Origin of the sequence: Paenibacillus sp. FSL H7-689, from assembly GCF_000517905.1 — a bacterium.
GTDB classification, from domain to species: domain Bacteria; phylum Bacillota; class Bacilli; order Paenibacillales; family Paenibacillaceae; genus Paenibacillus; species Paenibacillus amylolyticus.
Window position 1 is genome coordinate 487,134 of record NZ_ASPU01000015.1, and the last position, 21,604, is coordinate 508,737.

At 45.9% G+C, this 21,604-nt stretch carries 23 protein-coding genes and 1 riboswitch; of the genes, 3 read left to right on the top strand and 20 right to left on the bottom strand.

All coding sequences use genetic code 11. The annotated features are described in order from the left end of the window. Positions 1–4: 4 nt before the first annotated feature. A complete protein-coding gene (metA, locus tag C170_RS13085) occupies positions 5–922 on the bottom strand; it encodes a homoserine O-acetyltransferase MetA (protein ID WP_036610071.1) in 918 nt (305 codons plus the stop codon). Positions 923–1,158: 236 nt separating this feature from the next. Further along, a riboswitch (SAM riboswitch) is annotated at positions 1,159–1,282 on the bottom strand. Between the two features lie 451 nt (positions 1,283–1,733). Between metA and corA the strand changes: the two genes are divergently transcribed. Beyond that, on the top strand, positions 1,734–2,669 hold the full coding sequence (gene corA, locus C170_RS13090; RefSeq protein ID WP_036610074.1) for a magnesium/cobalt transporter CorA: 936 nt from the start codon (positions 1,734–1,736) through the stop codon (positions 2,667–2,669). Positions 2,670–2,739: 70 nt separating this feature from the next. On the opposite strand, the gene C170_RS13095 is transcribed toward corA, so the two are convergent. The 8 genes from C170_RS13095 to C170_RS13130 all read right to left on the bottom strand — a co-directional run bounded on the left by C170_RS13095 (position 2,740) and on the right by C170_RS13130 (position 10,052). Further along, positions 2,740–3,741, bottom strand: coding sequence for an HRDC domain-containing protein (locus C170_RS13095; protein WP_036610077.1), 1,002 nt, complete (start codon positions 3,739–3,741; stop codon positions 2,740–2,742). A gap of 176 nt (positions 3,742–3,917) precedes the next feature. Beyond that, entirely contained in the window at positions 3,918–4,796 is an 879-nt protein-coding gene (locus C170_RS13100) for an ROK family protein (RefSeq protein WP_047842269.1), read from the bottom strand. 72 nt (positions 4,797–4,868) lie between these two features. Continuing rightward, entirely contained in the window at positions 4,869–5,555 is a 687-nt protein-coding gene (locus tag C170_RS13105; RefSeq protein ID WP_051447156.1) for an MOSC domain-containing protein, read from the bottom strand. Positions 5,556–5,585: 30 nt separating this feature from the next. Further along, positions 5,586–6,692, bottom strand: coding sequence for a phosphodiester glycosidase family protein (locus C170_RS13110; RefSeq protein ID WP_305955668.1), 1,107 nt, complete (start codon positions 6,690–6,692; stop codon positions 5,586–5,588). Positions 6,693–6,697: 5 nt separating this feature from the next. Beyond that, a complete protein-coding gene (locus C170_RS13115) occupies positions 6,698–7,591 on the bottom strand; it encodes a 5'-3' exonuclease (RefSeq protein WP_036610085.1) in 894 nt (297 codons plus the stop codon). A gap of 139 nt (positions 7,592–7,730) precedes the next feature. Continuing rightward, on the bottom strand, positions 7,731–8,096 hold the full coding sequence (locus C170_RS13120; RefSeq protein ID WP_017689621.1) for an arsenate reductase family protein: 366 nt from the start codon (positions 8,094–8,096) through the stop codon (positions 7,731–7,733). Between the two features lie 400 nt (positions 8,097–8,496). After that, positions 8,497–9,480 carry an RluA family pseudouridine synthase gene (locus C170_RS13125; protein ID WP_036610086.1) on the bottom strand — a complete coding sequence of 328 codons (984 nt, stop codon included), beginning with the start codon at positions 9,478–9,480 and terminating at the stop codon, positions 8,497–8,499. Further along, on the bottom strand, positions 9,477–10,052 hold the full coding sequence (locus C170_RS13130; protein ID WP_036610088.1) for a cob(I)yrinic acid a,c-diamide adenosyltransferase: 576 nt from the start codon (positions 10,050–10,052) through the stop codon (positions 9,477–9,479). Before C170_RS13130 ends, C170_RS13125 begins: the two co-directional genes overlap by 4 nt. A 148-nt stretch (positions 10,053–10,200) precedes the next feature. Between C170_RS13130 and C170_RS13135 the strand changes: the two genes are divergently transcribed. Next, positions 10,201–10,812 (top strand): DedA family protein, encoded by a 612-nt coding sequence (locus C170_RS13135; protein ID WP_036610090.1) that lies wholly within the window; start codon positions 10,201–10,203, stop codon positions 10,810–10,812. 85 nt (positions 10,813–10,897) lie between these two features. Here the strand turns inward: C170_RS13135 and C170_RS13140 are convergent, their stop codons facing one another. The 7 genes from C170_RS13140 to C170_RS13170 form a co-directional block, all read right to left on the bottom strand. Further along, on the bottom strand, positions 10,898–11,440 hold the full coding sequence (locus C170_RS13140) for a bifunctional adenosylcobinamide kinase/adenosylcobinamide-phosphate guanylyltransferase (protein WP_036610092.1): 543 nt from the start codon (positions 11,438–11,440) through the stop codon (positions 10,898–10,900). Positions 11,441–11,477: 37 nt separating this feature from the next. Beyond that, positions 11,478–12,029, bottom strand: coding sequence for a hypothetical protein (locus C170_RS13145; protein ID WP_017689626.1), 552 nt, complete (start codon positions 12,027–12,029; stop codon positions 11,478–11,480). A 177-nt stretch (positions 12,030–12,206) separates the two neighbouring features. Beyond that, complete coding sequence (locus tag C170_RS13150) at positions 12,207–12,428, bottom strand: aspartyl-phosphate phosphatase Spo0E family protein (protein WP_179198508.1); 222 nt, start codon at positions 12,426–12,428, stop codon at positions 12,207–12,209. Between the two features lie 188 nt (positions 12,429–12,616). Next, the gene (locus C170_RS13155; protein WP_036610094.1) at positions 12,617–13,825 is read right to left on the bottom strand and encodes an aminotransferase class I/II-fold pyridoxal phosphate-dependent enzyme; all 1,209 of its coding nucleotides are present in this window, start codon (positions 13,823–13,825) and stop codon (positions 12,617–12,619) included. Positions 13,826–13,838: 13 nt separating this feature from the next. After that, positions 13,839–14,339, bottom strand: coding sequence for an Lrp/AsnC family transcriptional regulator (locus tag C170_RS13160; RefSeq protein ID WP_024628343.1), 501 nt, complete (start codon positions 14,337–14,339; stop codon positions 13,839–13,841). Positions 14,340–14,499: 160 nt separating this feature from the next. Next, positions 14,500–14,895 (bottom strand): spore coat protein, encoded by a 396-nt coding sequence (locus C170_RS13165; protein WP_017689630.1) that lies wholly within the window; start codon positions 14,893–14,895, stop codon positions 14,500–14,502. Between the two features lie 31 nt (positions 14,896–14,926). Further along, positions 14,927–15,163 (bottom strand): hypothetical protein, encoded by a 237-nt coding sequence (locus C170_RS13170; protein WP_036610100.1) that lies wholly within the window; start codon positions 15,161–15,163, stop codon positions 14,927–14,929. A gap of 97 nt (positions 15,164–15,260) precedes the next feature. Here C170_RS13170 and C170_RS13175 point away from each other — a divergent pair, with 97 nt between their 5' ends. Next, complete coding sequence (locus C170_RS13175) at positions 15,261–16,481, top strand: NAD(P)/FAD-dependent oxidoreductase (protein ID WP_036610103.1); 1,221 nt, start codon at positions 15,261–15,263, stop codon at positions 16,479–16,481. An 89-nt stretch (positions 16,482–16,570) separates the two neighbouring features. Here C170_RS13175 and C170_RS13180 read toward each other — a convergent pair whose 3' ends face one another. From C170_RS13180 to C170_RS13195, 4 genes are all read right to left on the bottom strand, one after another. After that, complete coding sequence (locus C170_RS13180; RefSeq protein ID WP_036610105.1) at positions 16,571–17,785, bottom strand: MFS transporter; 1,215 nt, start codon at positions 17,783–17,785, stop codon at positions 16,571–16,573. A gap of 129 nt (positions 17,786–17,914) precedes the next feature. Beyond that, complete coding sequence (locus C170_RS13185; RefSeq protein ID WP_036610107.1) at positions 17,915–18,481, bottom strand: hypothetical protein; 567 nt, start codon at positions 18,479–18,481, stop codon at positions 17,915–17,917. Between the two features lie 119 nt (positions 18,482–18,600). Next, the gene (locus tag C170_RS13190) at positions 18,601–19,020 is read right to left on the bottom strand and encodes a DUF350 domain-containing protein (protein ID WP_036610109.1); all 420 of its coding nucleotides are present in this window, start codon (positions 19,018–19,020) and stop codon (positions 18,601–18,603) included. Between the two features lie 70 nt (positions 19,021–19,090). Next, complete coding sequence (locus tag C170_RS13195) at positions 19,091–21,457, bottom strand: endonuclease MutS2 (RefSeq protein ID WP_036610112.1); 2,367 nt, start codon at positions 21,455–21,457, stop codon at positions 19,091–19,093. Positions 21,458–21,604: the final 147 nt, after the last annotated feature.

Genomic DNA, 21,604 nt, shown 5'->3' on the forward strand with positions numbered 1-21,604 from the left:
TCGATTAGATTTGCGGGCCAATATCGTAAGGTGTTTCTTGATACACATAGTAATTGAGCCAGTTAGAGAATAATAAGTTGGCATGAGCGCGCCAAGTAGCTGGTGGCACACGGGAAGGGTCGTCATTCGGATAATAATGCCTAGGCAATGCGATATCCAAACCTTTGGCTGCATCCCGGTCATACTCCCACTTTAATGAGAACGGGTCATACTCGGCATGTCCTGTGGCAAAAATCTGTTTGCCGTCTTTGGTAGCAACCAGGAAGATCCCCGCTTCCTCAGATTCAGCCAAAATCTCTAAATTCTCATTCTTTTCAATATCTTCGCGTCTCACTTCCGTATGACGGGAATGTGGAACGTTGAATACTTCATCGAATCCACGCAACAACGGAACATGTGGTTTATTGATGGTATGTGGGAAAACGCCAAAACACTTTTCATCAAGTGCAACCTTGGGTACGTCAAAATGATGGTATAAACCTGCCTGAGAAGCCCAACATATGTGGAGGGTTGAAGTCACATTGGTTTTGGTCCATTCGAAGATCTCCTGGATTTCATTCCAATAGTTCACGTCTTCGAAATCCATCTGTTCCACCGGGGCACCCGTAATGATCATTCCATCGAAACGACGGTGCTCAATCTCATCAAAGGTTTTATAGAACAGATCCAAATACTCTTGAGACGTATTCTTCGACGTATGGGATTTGGGATGTACAAGAACGACATCCACCTGAATAGGCGTGTTTCCCACCAGACGAAGCAATTGTGTTTCGGTCGTTTCCTTTGTGGGCATCAGGTTTAATATAGCGATACGGAGTGGACGAATATCCTGCTGATATGCAGAAGTTTCATCCATGACGAAGATATTCTCTCCTTCAAGTACTTCTTTTGCTGGTAGCGTATCGGGTATTTTGATTGGCATAGTAAGTCTAACTCCTCCTTGTGCATAGATAGATGCAGCCACCCTTGGCTTGATGTCTTCACATCAATACAGTTATAGACTGCCTTGAGCTTGTAAAAACATTGAATTGCTCTTTCATCCAACGTTACAAACAACCTCAAGTTCCTTAGCGAAAATCACTGCTGAGAAGTCGGGGCATATGACAAAGACCTTCCTCGGATTTCGAGAAAGGTCATATGTAAAATAGATATGCGCCTCTCTCATCTCTCAGTTACAACAGTGCCACCTGACACTTAGTCGCTGCAAGAATTAGCACCGTGCGGTATACCGCCGGTTGCCGGGTTTCATCGGGCCAGTCCCTCCACCTACTCTTGATAAGATTTCGCTGTATTAGATTGTAATTAAATATGGTTCACCGTCTACTTTATTACATTAATGCCCTCACGTCAAGTTGCAGTTCGATGTCTGCTTCCCAGATCGGAACCGTTCATCATCCGTTGTCATACACTGCCTCAGGGCGCGAAATAGACACATTTTTGCGCTTGAAAGCACCTTGTACCAGCGGTATACTAAACAAGGTGTTATAAACCCTTATGTGAGAGGTGACATATTAAATGGATGGCGACCCGAGGCCTGACTGGCAGCCGAATTCCGACAAACTGCATAGAGAACTGACATCAGCATGCCGGCAGCGGGACGTGACTTCCGTTTGATTATATAGTGAACGCAGCCCTGATCTCCAGGCTCCGCTGCCGACCGGCTGATTTGTTCTTTTTGCGCCCATAATGATAATATCCGCCAAGTTGGCGGGTGCAGAAGGAGTAGATTAACGATGAAAATCCGGTTGGTAAACAACGGTGTATTTATTCCGGTGGACGACATTCAGCAGGCGCTGACTCCACCAGCGGAAGGATTTTACTGGATTGATGCAGACGTAGACGATTTGGCGGTACTTCAGCCGCTGTTCTTGATGCATGATCTGGCTGTAGAAGACTGTCTTAGTGACGAAGAACAACGTCCGAAGATTGAAATTTATGAGAACCATTATTTTATTGTGATTAATAGCATCCGTTTTGATGATGAAGAGATATTTCTACGTGCGGTCAACTTATTCCTTGGCAGACATTTCATTATTAGTGTTACCAAGCACAAGATCAGCGAATTGCGCACACTGAAACCGATCCTGTGGGAACAGGAAATCAGTACACCGGATCGTCTGCTGTATTTGCTGGTTGACTTGATTGTTGATAATTATTTCACCGTAGGTGACCGAATTGAAGCACGAATCGAGAAGCTTGAGGAAGACATTCTGATGCACACCAAAAAGTCACATTTGAGTGAAATTATCGGGCTGCGCAGTGAGATTCTGTGGCTGAAGAAAGTGCTCGGACCTCAGAAAGAGGTCATTAATACACTCAACAAAAAAGATCTGCGTCTCATCGATGATCAACTGCAAAAGTATTTCAGTGACATCTATGAGAATGCTGTAAAAATATCTGAAACCTTTGAGACTTATCGCGACCTGATGGGCAACTTGCGAGAAGCCTACCAATCCAGTATTGCGAACCGGGCGAATGAAATCATGCGTGTATTTACCGCCATTACCACGGTCTTCATGCCGCTGACGGTCATTACCGGTATATACGGCATGAACTTTACGAACATGCCAGAGCTTAACTGGAAATACAGCTATTTTGTTGTGATTGGCCTGATGGTTACTCTGGGCCTGAGCATGTTCTTCATTTTCCGCAAGAAAGACTGGGTATGAACTCGTATGAAATAACAAAGACGAAGCGCTCCTCCGGGAGAAACGCCTCGTCTTTTTTCATTTCTGATTATTAACCAACATTCTTCTCTGTCTCTGCGTGCCGACGGAAGCGGATTCGAATCATGCGCAGTCTTTCATAGACCTGCTCCAGACTTCCTCCATCGGGTTTCTCTCCTCCATACACCTTATGTAATACTGGCTTCAGGAACGTATCTCCCAGCTCCTCATACGCACTCCATACGGCCTCTTGTTCGTTCTCTGGCATCACTGCCAGCTCCACATCAAGAAGACAATCGGTGTCATAACCTTCGTGATCCAGTGCCTCTAACAGCTCAACCAACTCGCGTCGGGATAATCCAGATCGATTAACAATCTCCTCTAACGTATGCCCTTCCTTCATGCCTTCAAGCACCTGCTTACGCGTGGTGAACTTATCAAGTTCCTGCTTGTACTTCTGCTCTCTCTGCTTGTATAACCAACTCTCATACTCTTCTTCCTTCAGCGCCGTGTATACCCAGTCCAGCGGGAATGTCGTTGAACGCTCCAGTCCGGTTGTAATCTCCATCCATTCCGCACCATACTCAGTTGCTTTGCTCTCTCCTACGCCCGGAAGTTGCATCAGTTCATCCAGCGATTGCGGAACAAAGGCACTGATCAAACGCAGCAGACGATTCGTTGCAATAAAATACGGTGCCTTCCGGTCAGACACAGCTCTCTTCCTGCGCCATGTGCACAGATCCGTATATAATTGTTCATTGCCGTATAACTCACTGTAACAATGGAGCCGCTGTCCACCATAACTGCGTGACTTCAGATCATCATTCTCATGAAATAACCCCTGCAACTGCGGTCGGTACCCCTCACTCATCTGTATGGTAAGCTGATGACGGTAAATATGAAGCAGCTCCTCCCAAGAAGTCCCTTCATACCAGATGCTGTCCTCACGCTCTCCTTCCTCGTAGCGACTCCATCCCAGCTGCCAACTATCTTCCTCTTCCCCAATCCATAACTGTGCATACTCTGCATTCTGATCTGACATTCTGGACAATCTGTTCATGAAAATGACTTCCATTTTCGTTCCCTCCCTTTGAATATTCAGCTTATACGAGTTAGAGATACTACCTATAGGCAGCACAAAAAAACACCCCTCCTGCAAAATCCATGCAAGAGAGGTGCTTCCTCATTAACCGTACTATGCTGTTGCCCATATCATACCACAATGGTAAAATTCGTCAATCCCTTAATGACCTACTTATTCAATGCCAACTTGGCAAGCGCCAGTGAACCACACAGACCCGCATTGTCACCAAGTCCTGGTGAAACAACATACTGGTCAATGTCGGATTGAAGTGCCGGATGCTGAACGTATCCAGCCAGCAACTCCTGCAGTTTGCTACGAACCATCGGGAACAGGTGCTCCTGCTTCATTACTCCGCCACCCATGACAATTTTCTGCGGAGAGAGAATCAGAACATAGTTCATCAGGGCGTGTGCCAGGTAATGTGCTTCGATCTCCCAAGCTTTATGATCTGCAGGCAGTTCATAAGCCGGTTGCTCCCAACGTTTGTTAATGGCCGGTCCTGCTGCAAGGCCTTCGAGGCAGTCACCATGATACGGACAGAAACCCTCGTATGTATCCTCCGGATGTCTGCGTACAATGATATGTCCCATCTCTGGATGTGACAATCCATGGACCATTTTACCGCCAACCACAGCACCTGCACCAATACCTGTACCCACAGTGATATACAGACAGCTCTCAAGACCTTGTGCAGCGCCCCAGGTTGCTTCTCCAAGTGCCGCACCATTCACATCCGTATCAAATGTCATCGGCACATCAAAATGCTCCTTGAGCTTGCCAATCACGTTATACTGTCCCCAATGTGGTTTCGGTGTTGTTGTGATATAGCCATATGTTGGGCTTCCTTCAATCGGATCAATCGGACCGAATGAGCCTACACCCAGAGCTTCAATGCCTTTGCCTTCAAAAAATGAAATCACTTGAGCCATGGTCTCTTCCGGTGTTGTTGTTGGAAAACTTACGCGTTCCAGAACTTCTCCGTTTTCTGTGCCAATACCACATACAAATTTGGTTCCTCCTGCTTCAATTGCGCCTAAGATCGTCATGTTAGTCACACTCCCAAGTTAGTTTAAAAAGGAATTCGAATTGCTTTACTTGATGACACGATAATTACCCTGCTACTTGTTCTCCAGCTTGGACAATCGTTTCATTAACGTTTGCCTCCAGCTGTCTGACAGCGCAGGAATGGCCAGCAACGCCTGAATACCTTCGACATTTTCTTTCCCCTGATGCATGATTCGATTGGCTTCAAGAACCGTCATTGAGGCTGGATCGGTGCTGATCCGTCGAAATATCGATAAAGGCCCTACCTCACCTTCTTGCAGTACACGAAAGTAAAAGCCGGTATATCCACTCTCCTGAAAATAAACAGGCAGCTCCTTATAGTCATACCTCGCACCCAGCTTGAAGCAAGGTTGTCTGGGCTGACTGACCTGCACTGTGGCTTCGCCCAACTCGTACACATCACCAATCCGTACGTCTTCTTCGGCACAGCCTTCAACCGTCAGATTTTCTCCACAAGCTCCCCAATCCAGCTTGCGATTCATCAGTTGTTCCAGCGCCGGATAACGACTGTAATCGTATACACAAACGGCTTTGTCCGGGCCGCCATGATGCACCAGATCCGCCTGCGCGTCCCCTGTCATTCCAGTGAATGACAGGAAAACCGCGTCGGATACAGGATGTTTCACAATGCCGCTCAGCACTTCACGCTTCTGCCCAGGGAGCGGCCGCGGCAGTCCTACATTAATGGCCAGAACAGCTGTATTGCCCTTCCCTGGCTTTCGATCAGATGTGAGTGTCATTTGCGTCATACCTCCCATAATCACTTTCTTTTAACGCACAGAGCCGCCAAATACGAGTGTATTACTCAATAGCCGACCTGGAGAAGTCAGCATTTTGCCCCCTGCATACATACCCGAGGAAGCACCGCCATCCAGATTCATGGCCTGTTTGGCGCCAAGCTTCTGCATCACCGCTGCCCACTCCTTGATTGTTGCTCCGGAAACGGTAGCCAGCATAACAGAACCGTCCGCCATGATCGCAATACCACTTCTGGCTCCGGAAGCATTAAGAATCTTGGCATCCTTGAAACCTTCGCTCGTCGGATTGACAGCTACCTTGCCGTCTTTTACCAGACGGGGTCCTGCCCCAACAGCAGTCACTACATCTTGCCAAGGGATCTCTTTGCCTGCTGCGTTCGTATACTTATAATTCATTTCTACGGTCGAACCAACGGTGAAACGGTCCGAAGAAGACTTCTGATTACCTGTGAAGACCAGTACCGAGCCATTCTTAGGAATCGCTACATTTGTATTGGGCACTTTTTTGGTCACGATACCTTTCTCCATGACAACCGCAGTGCCACCTTTGAATCCGACTGTGGCACCTCGTTCAGGCGTATACAGCATCGTAATGCTTGCGTTCGCTGAAGGTGTTCGATTAATAAAGGTTGCATACCAACTCCGTGATTTACCTTTTGTATCCGTTACTTTACCTGTCAAACTCACCTGAAGTGAATCCATGATCGCCGAGCCGTCTTCCTTAAATCCGATGGATGTTCCGTATCTTCCAATATGTATGACCTTACCATTTGCTATTAACATACCGTATGGATCTGGTGCTCCGTTATATGCTTCAAAAAATGCTCCGTTAATGGCTGCTTGCGCACCATAGGCTTTCACAATCGATGGCAATGTTGCCGTCTGGCCAACTTGCTTCTTCGCGAGTCCCACGGTAACCGATGTTCCCTTTGGAATCGAAACGGTCTGTACGGTAAAATTACGTCCTGCTGCTTTTACTTTCTGTACTTTGGTGTTAATTGCTGCTTTGGCATCCACTGTCTGTGGTGCACTTACTGCTCCCGAAAGAATTACGGGCAAGGCCAGGACGAGGGCCATAGCCCCTGTCCACCACTTTTTGCCTGTTCGTACGTTATTCATGTTGCTCACCCTATTGCCACTCCCATCCAAGAGCCAAGGCTCTTCATCTCAAGTTGTTCAAACTTGTCCATCACCATATCCGGATCAAGACGCAATTCACAGATATCCAGCGCGCAGGCAACCGGAACAGCACAATGAATCTCTGCCAGTTTGCGGGACAGATGAAGCATGTCCAAATCATTCTCAATCTTGTTACGCACCGAAGGGGTCAGTTTATCCATGTTGCTCAGAATCCCTTCAATGGAGCCGTATTCCTGTACAAGCTTCAACGCTGTTTTCTCACCAATTCCCCGTACTCCCGGATAATTGTCGCTGGCATCTCCCATCAGACCCTTCATGTCAATCACTTGACGAGGTGTCAGTTGTTTCTCAGCCATGAGCGTTTCAGGGTTGTACACCATGTAGTTGCCATGGCCTTTTTTCATAATAATGATACTTGTGCGGTCATTAATCAGTTGCAACATGTCGTGGTCACCCGTCAGTACCATAACATTCATATCGGTCTCTTCGGTATAATACTTCGCAAGCGTCCCGATGCAATCGTCGGCTTCGAATCCTTGTGCACCTATATTCGGAATACCCAGGCTATCCATGACTTCACGAATCAGAGCAAATTGGGGAATCAGGTCATCCGGAGCTTCGGCTCGGTTGCCTTTGTAGGCTGCATATTCTTCACCGCGGAACGTCTTACCGCCCATATCCCAACAACATACGACATGACTTGGCCCAAAAGTCTGAACCGCATCCCAGAAATAACGGATAAATCCGTAGACTGCGTTGGTAGGCAATCCTGCCTTTGTACGTCTGATATATCCGCTTGAAGATGTCGCATAAAAAGCACGGAACAACACCGCCATACCGTCTACCAGCAACAAAGTAGGTTCATTACGTTGATTCACTTGAATTTGTTCTCTCCTATCTAAATCTAGCATATAAAATATCGAAACTAATTCTATCATTATAGCATAGTTCCGCCAACCATCGTTCAGCCAAAAAAGCCCTGAATTTTGAACAATTCAAGGCTGATATTCAGCGCGTTTATGCGTTATTCCATTCCTGCTCGTACGTTTCTTCCTTGAATCCAACCGTCACCTTTTCTCCATCCGTAACGATCGGACGTTTGATCAGTCGACCATTGGAAGCCAGTAAACGAATCTGTTCATCAGCGGACATGCCTGGAAGCTTGTCCTTCAATTGTTGTTCTTTGTATACTTCCCCACTCGTATTAAAGAACTTTTTCACTTCCAGCCCACTCTTTTGGATGAGTTCTGTTAGTTCAGATTCTGAAGGCGGTGAGTCAAAAATAGGGATTAACTCCAGCTCATGTCCTTGAGCTTCAAGCCATTTTACAGCTTTGCGGCATGTGCCGCATTTGGCATATTGATATACTTTTAAGTTACTCATGGTATGTGTTCCTCCTCTGCTCCGGTTTCGACTTCTCACTTCCCTTGGTTTGCTTTGCAAATCCAAAAGTCGCTCCAAATCGATACCATCGCCATGTAATTTTACTGACTTTTGCGAATGAGATCAAAAACTCACATTCGGCTATATTTTTTCGGATCAAAATCTTACAGCTTTTGTATCCTTAAAAGCTTTTGAGATTTGAATTCTTGAAATATTTAACATGAAATGGGTAAGCATCAATACATTAAACCATAAAGATTAGCCTACGGTATGTTGTTCGGGTGCATAAAGCATCCCTCACACAAGTTAGCCAACTAGCGTTGACTGACAAGCAGGACGGGCTTTGCACAAAACTACGGCAAAGCCGTCATTTCTTAGGGAAGTGCTTTGGCGCTTTCTCCTAGAGCATCTCCCTTGGAGCTGCCTCATCATTCAAACGCTTCTCTAGCGCGGCCATATCTGCTGGAAAAGGAGCTTGAAACGTTATGCGTTCCTTTAGAATTGGATGTTCAAACGTCAGCTCACAGGCATGTAATGCCTGGCGTTCGATCCAGGTATCCCGTTCTTCTCGAACAGCCATGGTCTGCTCATCGATATCATGCACAGGTAGTGTCTTGTACATTCGATCACCGATTAATGGACAGCCGATGGACGTCATATGTACCCTGATCTGATGGGTTCTGCCACTTTCCAGCTTGAGGCTTATCGCACTGGCGCTGCCCCCTGACCAACGTGTTACGGTCGTGTACAACGTTCTTGCAGCGTAGCCATCAGGTGTTACGATTCGGCGGTGTGGCTCTTCAGGATCGCGATCGATCGGTCCATCTACTGCCCCCTGTTCCGGGACAGGACTGCCGTGCACAAGTGCAATATATTTCTTGTCCACTGTTCCTGCAATCATCTGTTCAGAGACATGTTGATGCACATAAGGGTTCTTGGCTATGGCGAGCACACCTGACGTTTCCTGATCAAGTCGATGAATCGGTCTGAACCGAAAGCGCTCGCCCTTGGTTTTCCAGTAATGAACAACGCCATTTGCCAAAGTACCCGTATAATGTCCATGTGTCGGATGAACGATGATGCCCGCATCCTTGTTAACAATAAGCAAGTGCTCATCTTCATACAGGACGGTAAAGGGAATAAGTTCAGGCAAAATATCATCCGATTCCTCTTGCTCCATCCGAACTTCAACGACATCACCCGCAGCTACCTTGACGCTAATGTACACGCGCTCTCCATTAAGCATGATACCTTGCTCCGTCAGCTTAATTTTGGACAAAAGCTTACGCGACACCAGCAGCCGGCGCTGAAGCACGGTCTTCAGCAGCCAGCCATCTTCTTGTTCGGTCACCGTGTAGACAATCGGCGAATAATACTGGCTCATTCTTTGCGGCGGAAGACTTTTTTGCTCCGCACATATTCAATATCCGCCACCTGTTGTCTCGCGTTGGCCGTCCGTGCAACCACGAAGAAGTAATCAGACAGTCGGTTTAGATACCGTCGTACAGACGGATTAATATCTGTATGTTGTCCAAGTGTTACCGTGCGACGCTCTGCGCGACGACATACAGTACGGCACACATGAAGAGCAGAAGACAGCTGACTGCCACCAGGAATAATGAACCGTTCCACTTTTGGGTTCTCTGCATCATACTGGTCGATCCATTGTTCCAGACGTGTGACCATTTCATCTCTCACCTTATATTTGGTCTCACTAATCTTCACAAAGGCCAGATCCGACCCGCAATCAAACAGTTCCTGCTGAACTTCCAACAGGTGTTCACGCAGATCTTCAAATTCCCCTTGAGCCGAGTCAATAAGGCTGATCGCCTGGCCTACAAAACAGTTCAACTCATCAATCGTACCATAAGCCTCAACTCGGTCATCATCCTTGATGACGCGTCCACCGATGACCGAAGTCTGTCCTTCGTCACCTGTTCGTGTATATATGCCCATCGTTATCCCTCCAATTGGTAATATAATAATGAATACGGGAATGCCATTTTTTCAGAAACCCGTCTATCGCTTTACACGTATATAAGAATTGGTGTGCTCTGCCGAGTATACGACAAATCAAAGGAAACCAAAAGTAAAGGAGACGATTATGCAAAACTGGATAACCGATTTCATGGAACAATACGGCTACATAGGCATTGCACTCATTATTGCTCTTGAGAACGTATTCCCCCCGATTCCATCCGAAATCATCTTGCCGTTTGGCGGATTCATGACCACCTATACCAGTCTCACTCTTCCGGGAGTTATTATCGCTGCAACTATTGGTTCTGTCTTTGGTGCTGTGATCCTGTATGGTATTGGTCTACTCATTGACGTCGAACGCCTTGAGAAAATTGTGGAACGCTGGGGACATGTTCTGCGCATCAAAAAAGAGGATATTCACCGTGTCGATGCATGGTTTGACAAATATGGCATGTGGACCGTATTATTCTGCCGAATGGTTCCCCTCGTTCGTAGTCTTATCTCCATTCCCGCAGGCATGTCCAATATGAAATTTGGTTTATTCCTTCTCTTCACAACCATTGGTACATTGATCTGGAATGTCATTCTAGTCTGCGTTGGTGCTGCGCTTGGCGCATCATGGGAGAGCATTTTGCACTTTATGGACGTCTATTCCATTGTAGTGTATGTCATTCTGGCCATCATTCTCATCGGATGTATCATCTGGTGGATCAGACGTAGCAAAAAGCAGAAATAAAAAGAATAGCTTAATAAATAAAGCCTCCTCGCCACCAATTCGTGGTTAAGGAGGCTTCTTTATATCACCCGTTTATGTCATCTCGCTATCGTTCATCTTCATTTCGCATGCCCTGACTTTTAAGATCGATAGCCAGACCAGATACCAGCAAGTACATCTTTTCAGCATGTATCTGCAGCATCCGATTAACCGAAGCCATTCTCGCTGTAAATATTCGTTCTTCCTCGGTAGGATGCAATGTGCCATGCATTTCATTGGTAATCACAAGCAACTTCCCCTGATAAGACAATAATGCATCAAGCAAAAGCTGTGTCTCTGAACGCTGATGATCCAGATCCTTTGTTGCCCTGAAACCGGCAGCCATCCAGGAGGTCAGACTGTCTACAATTACAATTCGCTGATCCGCCAAAAACAGATTGGATTCCCGATTAATCTGGGTGATCACCTCTGTCAGATGCTGACCGTTCCCGGCATGAATGGCACGATAATGAGCGGATGGCAATTCGGGAATAACGGGATCATGATCACCGGTGGATAAATATACACCCTCCCGGCTAATCCCGGCTGCGTACTTGAGGGCAAACCGGGTTTTACCACTACCTATGCCGCCTGTGACCGTAATCAGCAATCCGCTTCCCTCCTTCCATAGCCATTCTGAATTTTCTTTACTCTGTCAGCGCCTTCAGCACTTTTTTGGATTCTTCGACATTGGAAGATGACACTGGAATGGTAGCGAACAAATTGCTCGCAGCATATTCTACATCTTTAAACATTTTCATATCTTCGAGTGGAATGCCGTAAAGATGTGATTCTTGCTTGAGATCTGAACCTCCATCTCCTTCACCCTTCTCTACCAATACTCCACCCTCAAATACACCCCGTTCAAACTTCTTGGGATCAAAAGTATCATCCAGCGGAACATTGGAGCCATTACTTCCGTATTGTTTCATGTCGGATTCAGGCAAAATAAAGATATCATGTCCTCCAGCCGCATATTCTACCATAATTTTCTGAACATCATACATCGCACTGGTGATCACTTCTACCTTGGGTTCCTCGCCCAGTTTCTGTTGCAGATTGGCCTGTAACTGCTCTGAGATTACAGATGGATTTCCTTGGTTATCAATGATGAATATGGAAAAACCATCTTTACCTCCACAACCAGCAAGCAGAAAAACGATAGAAATGATTGCAGTAAGCCCCCAAAATCTCTTCATTCCAGTTCCCCCTTTAGTCTCCTATGTCCAATATATCACAATTGTTCCACGCAAAAAAATAACCTGGCTTATCGGGGGATCACCCTGCCTTTACACACAAAAAAAGAAGACCTTCTCAGGTCTCCCTTTCTTTACTTTCTAATTCGATTAATGAAACGTTTCAATCCAGCATAAACGTTATTTTGCTTTAATCGGGTTAGCCTTCATATATTCATTAATCTTTAAATCCAGCAAACTGCTGATCTCAATTACAATATCGGATGTGAATGATTTCTCTTCGAGGAAGATCTGTTCCATCTTGCGACGAAGCATATGAATTTCATCTTCCAAGGAAATGTCATGCAAAGATGCGTTATCGGGTTTCACCGACCATCGGTCGCCATGATCGCCTTCTGCCAGATAGTGCCCACGATTCGTCGGTAAATCATATTCAACACAAAACAAAGCTAACCCCTCCTTGGAAAAATGGTTTCCAAATTTATGAAAACTTATTTCAAATTGAAATTATATCACATTATTTTGTAAAAGAAAGTTATTTTTTTCCAATGATAAAAATGTAACTTTTGTAAAAAGATTCTACTTTAGTATTAACCCTCTTTTTGCAGTTTGTAAACAAAGTTTCCGATTCGTTCCAAAGCTTCATTTAATTGGGTTACAGAAGTAGCGTAAGAACAACGCAAGAAGCCTTCACCCTGAGGGCCAAAAACATTGCCCGGAACAGCAGCCACTTTATTCTCCGTTAACAATCGCTCAGCAAACAGGTCTGAACTCATACCCGTCTTTTGAATGCTCGGGAATGCATAGAATGCTCCCTGAGGTTCATGACAATCAAGTCCAATATCTCTGAAGCCCTGCACAATTAAACGTCTACGCTGATTATACGATTCTACCATCCGATCTTTCTCACCCAAACCATTTGTCAACGCCTCAAGTGCAGCAACCTGACCCATGGCCGGCGCACACATTACCGTATACTGATGGATTTTGAGCATGGCTGCAATAAGCTCAGGATGACCACACATGTAACCGATCCGCCAACCTGTCATTGCAAAAGCCTTCGAAAATCCGCTTACGAGAATGGTCCGCTCCTTCATGTCAGGGATAGCTGCAAAGCTAACATGTTTTTGCGTATACGTCAATTCAGCGTAAATTTCATCCGCGATCACAATCAGATCATGCTTTTTAATCACTTCAGCAATAGGCAGCCACTCTTCATACGTCATGATGGCTCCAGTGGGATTACTCGGATAACACAGAATAACCACTTTCGACTTCGGTGTGATACCAGCTTCAAGTGCTTCGGCCGTTAACTTGAACTGATCTTTCGCGTAGGTTTCAACACCAACTGGTATACCGCCACCGATAGAAGCGATTGGTGAATACGCCACGTACGAAGGTTCAGGAATGAGAATCTCGTCGCCAGGTACGATTAATGCGCGCAAAGCCAAGTCAATCGCTTCACTGCCACCCACGGTAACAATAATCTCATCCTTGGGATCGTATTTGGTATCAAACTGAGTATCCAGATATTCACTGATGGCTTCTCTCAACTTCGGCATACCTGCGTTGGATGTGTAGCTGGTCATACCTCTTTCCAGCGAGTATACACAAGCTTCACGCATATGCCAAGGGGTAACAAAATCAGGTTCACCCACACCCAATGTGATAATATCCTTGTTGTCTCCAACCAGATCAAAAAATTTACGAATTCCGGATGGAGGTATCTGCTGCACGAGGGGTGCCAGATAAGATGTCATTTTCTTGTTGTTCCCGGTTGTCTGTTCATTCACTATCATGACACATCTTCCTTTACGGCGAGATCATGAGACGGTTGTCTTCCTGATGGTCTTCAAAGATAATCCCGTCCTGCTTATATTTTTTAAGAATAAAATTCGTTTTGGTTGAAAGTACAGAGTCTATCGGAGACAGTTTCTCCGACACAAAATTAGCGACTTCACGCAGGTTGCCACCTTCCACTTCAACGAGCAGATCGTATGCACCGGACATGAGATATACGGACTTTACTTGCGGATAGAGATAAATACGTTCGGCAATCCCTTCAAAACCACGACCACGCTCCGGCGTGATCTGCACTTCAATCAGGGCCGTTACTTTTTCATCATCTATTTTGCTCCAGTTCACGACGGTTGCGTATTTCACGATGACGTGGTCTTGTTCTAGCTGTGCCACGGCGTTCTTGATCTTGTCTTCCGACTCCCCCAGCAGCGTCGACAGCAGTGCGGGAGTCCTTCTCGCGTCTTCCTTCAGCAGATCCAGAACTTTTAATTGCAGATCGTTCAAATCTTTCATGGTTTTCCCTCCAGCGTCATCCAGGTTCCTGAAAATGAATTAATACTTATATTACATGAATTTGACGTTGATGCATAGACAAAAGACCGCCTGCCCTGAATTCAGGCAAGCGGTGGTATGGTCCTCTAACGTTAGGTGCTTCAAACCTCTTTTGCAAAGGTTACATGTAATAAGGGTTACCGTAATTCGGTTGATGCTGAGACACATTAGGAGCTTGGCTATATGAACTGTTCTGCGTATTCTTTTCCTGAATGAATTGCTGACACTTTTGTTGGGTCTGGTGGGCGGACTGAATTTGCTTGTCCACGTCCTGACGAAGTGCCTTGGACGAGACAGAATACATGTTGTTTTGCTGCATCAGATTGAACAGTTCCCCTTGTAATCTTAGGGTATCGTTTGTCAGGTCTGTGAACATTCGACGTGTCATGGGGCAGGAAGCTTCCGTTGTCGCAGTCGTATATTCGCGCGAGGTTCGTCTTAAATCTGCAAGAATCGACTTCAGCAGATCCTGCTCCTGCATAAAAGCGCCATTAGATGATAAAGATTGAGAATACATGCGTTTTCCTCCTATACAGTTAGAGTTGTCTTCAATTACTGACTTGCGCCGGTGCAAGAGACTGATGTTGCTGCAATGCATTGACAAGCGTGTTCAGATGTTGTTCATGTGAGCGAACATAGTGATTCAGAGCTTGTTGAATTTGTGGATTATGTGTGATGGAAGCTGTGGCTGCACACTGCTTAATCAGCAGTTCTTCATTGGTGATAGAGTCCGCAATGTAGTTCAATTCCTTAGGACTCAGCGCTTGCATAGTATGATTCTGCATGTTTCGATGGCCTCCTCGGCATAAAGTTTATGCGCAATTATTGTTAACCCGGTCACACAAAAGTATACAAATTTAAATTATAAAGGAGATGTTTCTAATGGATCTGGTCTATGGCACACCTTTCTGGCCCTCCACTTTCAATTCAACATTTAATTATTCTGCTCTGCAAGAAGACATCTCTTGTGACTGCCTCATCATTGGTGGGGGCATGGGGGGCGCATTGACATCTAAACTACTCACGGAACAGGGTGTTAACACTGTTGTGATTGATAAGCGAGACATTGCCAACGGCAGCAGTTCTGCCAATACAGGTCTTTTACAATACACCAATGACAAGACACTAACCTCATGTATCCACACTTTTGGTGAAGCAAAAGGCGTACGTTTTTATGAGCTTTGTCGTGAAGCCATGAAACAACTTGCTCAAATTGCAGACAGCCTGGATACAGACCCTTGGTTTATCCCACGAACAAGTTTTTGTTTTGCGAGCAGTGAAGATGATGTGGCCCTATTGGAGGAAGAATATCAGACCTTGAAGCGTTATGGTTTTGAAGCTGAACTGTGGGATGCCGACAAAATAAGCCAGCATTTCCCCTTCAGCAAACCCGCTGCACTGTACACCATGGGAGATGCGGAAGTGAACCCCTATCGTTTTGTTCATGCCTTGTTTGAATCCGCCAATAAGCGTGGCGCTCGAATCTATGGTCAGACGGAGATGATACACTGTGAATACGATGAAGATGGTGTAGTCTGCCACACTGCCAACGGTAAAATCCGTGCCAAGAAAGTCATATTTGCTGCCGGTTACGAGACACAGGACATCAAAAAGGATCGCGGAGCCTATCTGAAAACGACCTACGCGATTGCTACCAAACCGTTGTCTGATCTTAGTGAATGGTTTGAACACAGCATGATTTGGGAGACAGCTCGCCCATATTTGTATATGCGAACAACACCGGACGGAAGAATCATCGCAGGCGGTTTGGATGAAGAAACACCTCGAGAGGATCAACGTGAAATACGTTCAAAACACCGGGGAGATACACTACTGGAAGAGGTCCGTTCCTATTTCCCTTTAGATGATCTTGAAGTCGATTATGCCTGGGGCGCTGTGTTTGGTAATACGTATGATGGCCTCCCCCTGATCGGTACACATCCCGATTATCCGCATTCATATTTTGTAGAAGGATATGGAGGTAACGGGACCGTATACAGCATGATTGCTGCTTCCTTAATTGTGGATGCTATTACTGGCAAACAAAACCCTGATATGGATCTGTTCTCTCTCACACGTACAAATAAACCATCTCCTGTATAACCAACAACTGAATCAATACAACTACAAACAGGGTACAGCACACGGAAAGTTCTCTTTTCCCGCCGCTGTACCCTGTTTATATAAGCCTGCTAAGCCGAGGGCTCTTGTCCTTCCGTTCGGTTCAATAACTTGCGCATAAAGATCCATCCAATTAGCGGAGAAGCACCAAGGACAATAATAAGCCAGGTCAACATGCGTAGAGACGGAGCATTTAAGACCGTCACAATAAATATGGCCAACCCACATAGTCTGCCAAGCATCAGGCATAACTCTCTCAAAACGACAAGTTCAACCCTTTTCTCCACATTTTCGCCACTTGTGCCCATCATGTCGAATCCCGCTGATATCATCGGTAATACATATAACGGCATCGCAACAGCACTCCCAATCCCCATGATTAACAGCGTACCATAGGTCACTTTCCAGAGAAGAGGAAGAAGCACAACGAGCAGAATGAGGGCTCCAATGAACATGCCTTTTGATCTATACTGTGGTTTAAACCATTTCCCGGCTGCCCAATAACTTACTAGTGCCACAGCAGAAGTGATGAGTGAGAACTGCCCCAATTTGTACTCCTGTGCGGTAGCCAAATATACAAGCAGTGCAATCAGGAAGGCAAAGACACCTTCACGTGCACCCTGAGCGAATAAACCCAAGCCTAAGGTCCTCCAGGGACTATCCCGCTTGGATAGCTGTATCCAAGGTTCCGACCAGCGGTATGTACCGCTCACCTTTCTTTTTTTCAGAAAAAAACTAAAAACTACTGCTATGACATAAATAACGAGTGATACCGTGAAGATGAGCCGATATCCCGTGTTGTCTGTCATGCGAGTAATAATCAGACCGGAGAACCATGGACCTATAATTCCTGTCATCGAACCAAGTAACCCGACCCAGCCATTGAATAAATCCCTGTTTTCCCGATCCGTTATTTCAAAATACACAACATTAAATGCAATCCAGAATAACCCCAAGGAACAACCTAGTAGCATACCCAGAGGCCATATCCAGTCTACAGCTTTGGAACCAGCCCAGAGGACTATCATATAAAATATGCCGGACAGCGCAGTACCTAGTCGTAGTGCACTCATTTTATTGTGTTCCTTGACCCATTTGCCAGCAAGCCAGAATGTCAGTCCAATGGCCAGTTGCTGGCTGAGAGTGAACCACCCCAACATGGCATAATCCGGACGGCTTTTCCACAGAAACACATTCAAAAAGGTTCCCGACAGCGCTCCGGCTAACGCAAACAATCCATTCACGCCCAAAAGCAGAATGGATTGTCGGCCTAAAGTAATCTTCATCTGCTCCTCCTTCATCCACCTGAATTGAACTATGTACAGGTAGGTCTTAGGGTTAACGTGCCCCAAGCAAGAGGAAAACATGATGAATCTTCAGGATTGCTATGAAATTGGTTAGAATCTCCAAAATGTTTATTCCTGCGTACTCAGGTTCTTGATCAGACGCAGACGATCTTCCTCAGACAAACTGTATTGAACTTGGAAACATCCCGAGCATACATAGGTCAATACTTTAAACGGTGATGCCAATAGTGACCCTTCGCCTGAAGCTGCGTTAGCAACTGGTGTGAAGTTATCCTGCGTTGCAACTTGTGTACCTGCGAGAATCATGAATTCCCGGCAATTCGGGCACTCCGGTACTTCTTCTTGATGATCAAGTTGCTTCTGTACACCTTGTTCATACTGAATGAGATCATTACCTTCATCCGCGTATTTGGTTAACGTTCGCAACTCCGGCAATTTGAGTTCAACTTCATCCCCCCACAGATCTGAAAGATCCGTAGTCTGTTTCTCGTTCGTTACATCGTCTACATCATAGATGTCGTCCTCAGCTTCATCGTTCTCTTCATCATCGATGTTAATGTTGAGTGTACGGTATCCTTTTAACTCATTGTGACAATAAGGACACTCTTCTTCAGGACCGAGTTCCTCATCCCATACAATCTCCGTCTGACACCAAGGGCATACTGTTGTTTCCATATTGATCAACCTTTCTCTTTCATATAATCATGTATTCATTACATAGATGACACCGATGGCAAAAAACACGATCGATGCCGCAAACAGAATCCGTATCAATATCTTCATGACCAGTCCCCCTAGATAATGCTCGCGCCAATAACAAACGACAGCGAGACTGAAATAATCATGGATATCAATCCGACAGCTCGGTTATCCGATTCGATCTCCTTGTCAATGGAGAACACGGGTGTCAGGAATTCGAACAAAAAGTAGGCAATGAGCAGAAGGATAAACCCTACGAATGACCATGTCATGGCTTCATATACCGAAGATTTCGCTTGTATGCAGAACCGCAATACGTTGCAGATCCCGAAGATCTTACCTCCTGTAGCCATCGCAACGGCCACATTGCCCTTCTTGATCTCCGTCCAGCATTTATACTTGGTCACCAGTTCGAAGCAAGCCAGAAATACGAGCAGCTCCATAATCGCTACCGAGAAAAAACCGAGTACCATCCCCAAGGGATGAGACAGCAATTGGTCAATGCTTTCTATCACGCACCGTTCCCCTCTCCCATCTGCGACCTTCATGAATAAGGTCGCAGAATATCATTGATTCATGGACCGGCTATTCCAATTCTGCGACGGTCACACCGTTCCCGCCTTCTCCGTAATTGCCCAGCCGATAGCTTTTAATATGTTTATGCTTACGCAGGTAATCCTGAATACCGGAACGTAAAATTCCTGTACCTTTACCGTGAATAATATAAACTTGGCCCAGGTTGGCAAGGAAAGCTTCATCAATGAACCGGTCTGTCTCCATCAGGGCTTCTTCCAGGTTGGTACCACGCAGATCCAATTCACTTTTCACATTGTCATCACGTGTGCGCTTCATACCCGTTACCGGTTTTTGCTTTGGTTTGACTGCGGGAGCCGATTGCTGCAGTTCCAGGTCATCCAGGGATACTTTCATTTTCATAATCCCCAGTTGTACCATAGCGTCTTTGCTACCCGCCATCTCTACAACATGGCCTTTTTGATTCAAACTGTAGACAAGCACTTCATCACCAGGACCGATAGCACGAGTCTTCGGCGCTGTTGCCGTCTTCTTGACCGTTTTTCTGCGTTTCTCCGGTTCAGCCTCGTCCAGCTGTTTGCGGGCAGCAATGAGTTTGTGCTCCTTCACAGAAGCACCTTCTTCCATAGCCAACAGGCGAAGATCTGCTATAATCTTCTCCGCTTCCGCGCGAGCCTTGTCCACAATGCTGCGTGCATCTTCTTCTGCTTTTTCAATCCGGCGATCACGCTGTTGTTCCAGCTTCTCCAGTTCGGTCTGATGACGACTGCGTAATTTCTCCATATCCTGGCGCAAGCTCTCTGCCTTCTCACGCTCTTGTTCGGCCGTAAGACGGTTCTCTTCAAGAGAAGCAATCATGTGCTCAATCCGTTGATCCTCTTCCTTCACTTCGCCACGGGCGTAGTCGAGAATGTAACCCGGCAGTCCCAGTCGCTCTGCAATGGCAAATGCATTACTTCGTCCAGGTACACCCACCAGAAGGCGATAGGTTGGACTCAGTGTATTGATGTCAAATTCCATGCTGGCATTAATAACACCTTTACGCTCATATGCGTATGCTTTCAGTTCACTGTAGTGAGTGGTTGCAACCATGCGACATCCCGTCCGGTGCATATGCTCCAGCATGGAGATCGCCAGTGCGGAACCTTCAGCCGGATCTGTCCCTGCGCCAAGTTCATCGAGCAATACCAAACTTTTTGGTGTCATGTTTTTCAGAATACGAATGATGTTGGTCATATGACTGGAGAAAGTACTCAGATTCTGCTCGATACTCTGCTCGTCCCCAATGTCTGCATAGATCGCATCAAATACACATAACTGACTGCCATCCTCAGCCGGAACAAATAAACCGGACATGGCCATCAGGCTCAGCAATCCAATCGTTTTGAGCGTTACCGTTTTACCACCCGTATTGGGACCTGTCACGATAATGGATGTGTAATCATTGCCCAACTCTATGTCAATTGGAACCACGTTTTCAATCGGAATCAGTGGATGACGGCCTTTCTTGAGCTTCAGGAACCCGCGGTCATTCATGCGAGGCAATGTTGCTTTCAGTTCACGAGCCAGACGTGCTTTGGCAAAGATAAAATCAAGTGATCCCAGCAAGTCGACATCATACAACAGCCACTCTCCCTGCTCACTGACAAGTGCCGTCAATTTCTGCAAAATAATTTCTATTTCGCGTTCTTCCCGAATCCGGGTTTCACGTAATTTGTTGTTCATTGCAACAATCGATTCCGGCTCAATGAACAATGTCGCACCCGAACCGGATTGATCGTGCACAATCCCGCCAAAGTACGAACGATATTCAGCTTTCACCGGGATAACAAAACGGTCTCCTCTGATGGTGATGAGCTGATCCTGAAGCATCTTGGATACGGTAGAGGATCGAATCATGGAATCCAGTTTTTCGCGAATCCGCGCTTCTCCGCCTCGCAGCTCACGACGAATCTGCGCCAACGTAACGCTTGCACTGTCGGCAACCTCTGCATTATCGTCAATACAGATTTTGATTGCATCCTCAAGCGTTTTTTGCTCTGACAGTTGATCACTGATATAGAACAAAGATTCGATGGGCTCATCTTCATGCAAAGTACCAATCTGACGTTTCAATCGCCGCGCTGCAAAGGTTGTATTGGATATTCCCAAAAGTTCGTGAGGGTTAAGTGTCCCTCCAATTTCAGCACGTTTGATGGAAGCCGTAATATCTACAATTCCCCCAAACGACGGTGAGCCTTTCAAGCGATCAAATGTGAAGGCTTCATCGGTTTGCTGCAGCAACCGCTTCACTTCTTCAAGTTCACTGCTTGGTTCAAGTTGCTCCGCTTTCTTTTTTCCCATGGTCGTCTGGGCAAAGCTAAGCAATGTATTTAAAATTTTGCGATATTCCAGTGTGTGTAAAATTTTCGTGTCCAAGTGTACAACTCCTTCCAAACTATATCTGTATTATAACGAAAGAAACTTTCTTACGCTATTTAACGAATCCTTCCACACATAACTTCAACCATAACACCACAAACTACAGGTGTCAGGATTGTGCAACCTCTCCATCCCCTTGGAGTT

What these genes read in the sequence shown, in the direction of transcription:
- C170_RS13105 (WP_051447156.1), bottom strand. Translation starts at nt 5,555, where the DNA reads ATGACACTCACATCTGATCGAAAGCCAGGGAAGGGCAATACAGCTGTT.
- C170_RS13120 (WP_017689621.1), bottom strand. Translation starts at nt 8,096, where the DNA reads ATGAGTAACTTAAAAGTATATCAATATGCCAAATGCGGCACATGCCGC.
- C170_RS13155 (WP_036610094.1), bottom strand. Translation starts at nt 13,825, where the DNA reads ATGATAGTGAATGAACAGACAACCGGGAACAACAAGAAAATGACATCT.
- C170_RS13095 (WP_036610077.1), bottom strand. Translation starts at nt 3,741, where the DNA reads ATGGAAGTCATTTTCATGAACAGATTGTCCAGAATGTCAGATCAGAAT.
- C170_RS13165 (WP_017689630.1), bottom strand. Translation starts at nt 14,895, where the DNA reads ATGTATTCTCAATCTTTATCATCTAATGGCGCTTTTATGCAGGAGCAG.
- C170_RS13175 (WP_036610103.1), top strand. Translation starts at nt 15,261, where the DNA reads ATGGATCTGGTCTATGGCACACCTTTCTGGCCCTCCACTTTCAATTCA.
- C170_RS13125 (WP_036610086.1), bottom strand. Translation starts at nt 9,480, where the DNA reads ATGAGCCAGTATTATTCGCCGATTGTCTACACGGTGACCGAACAAGAA.
- C170_RS13100 (WP_047842269.1), bottom strand. Translation starts at nt 4,796, where the DNA reads ATGACGATCTTAGGCGCAATTGAAGCAGGAGGAACCAAATTTGTATGT.
- C170_RS13145 (WP_017689626.1), bottom strand. Translation starts at nt 12,029, where the DNA reads ATGAAGAGATTTTGGGGGCTTACTGCAATCATTTCTATCGTTTTTCTG.
- C170_RS13185 (WP_036610107.1), bottom strand. Translation starts at nt 18,481, where the DNA reads ATGGAAACAACAGTATGCCCTTGGTGTCAGACGGAGATTGTATGGGAT.
- corA (WP_036610074.1), top strand. Translation starts at nt 1,734, where the DNA reads ATGAAAATCCGGTTGGTAAACAACGGTGTATTTATTCCGGTGGACGAC.
- metA (WP_036610071.1), bottom strand. Translation starts at nt 922, where the DNA reads ATGCCAATCAAAATACCCGATACGCTACCAGCAAAAGAAGTACTTGAA.
- C170_RS13130 (WP_036610088.1), bottom strand. Translation starts at nt 10,052, where the DNA reads ATGGGCATATATACACGAACAGGTGACGAAGGACAGACTTCGGTCATC.
- C170_RS13170 (WP_036610100.1), bottom strand. Translation starts at nt 15,163, where the DNA reads ATGCAGAATCATACTATGCAAGCGCTGAGTCCTAAGGAATTGAACTAC.
- C170_RS13160 (WP_024628343.1), bottom strand. Translation starts at nt 14,339, where the DNA reads ATGAAAGATTTGAACGATCTGCAATTAAAAGTTCTGGATCTGCTGAAG.
- C170_RS13180 (WP_036610105.1), bottom strand. Translation starts at nt 17,785, where the DNA reads ATGAAGATTACTTTAGGCCGACAATCCATTCTGCTTTTGGGCGTGAAT.
- C170_RS13110 (WP_305955668.1), bottom strand. Translation starts at nt 6,692, where the DNA reads ATGAATAACGTACGAACAGGCAAAAAGTGGTGGACAGGGGCTATGGCC.
- C170_RS13135 (WP_036610090.1), top strand. Translation starts at nt 10,201, where the DNA reads ATGCAAAACTGGATAACCGATTTCATGGAACAATACGGCTACATAGGC.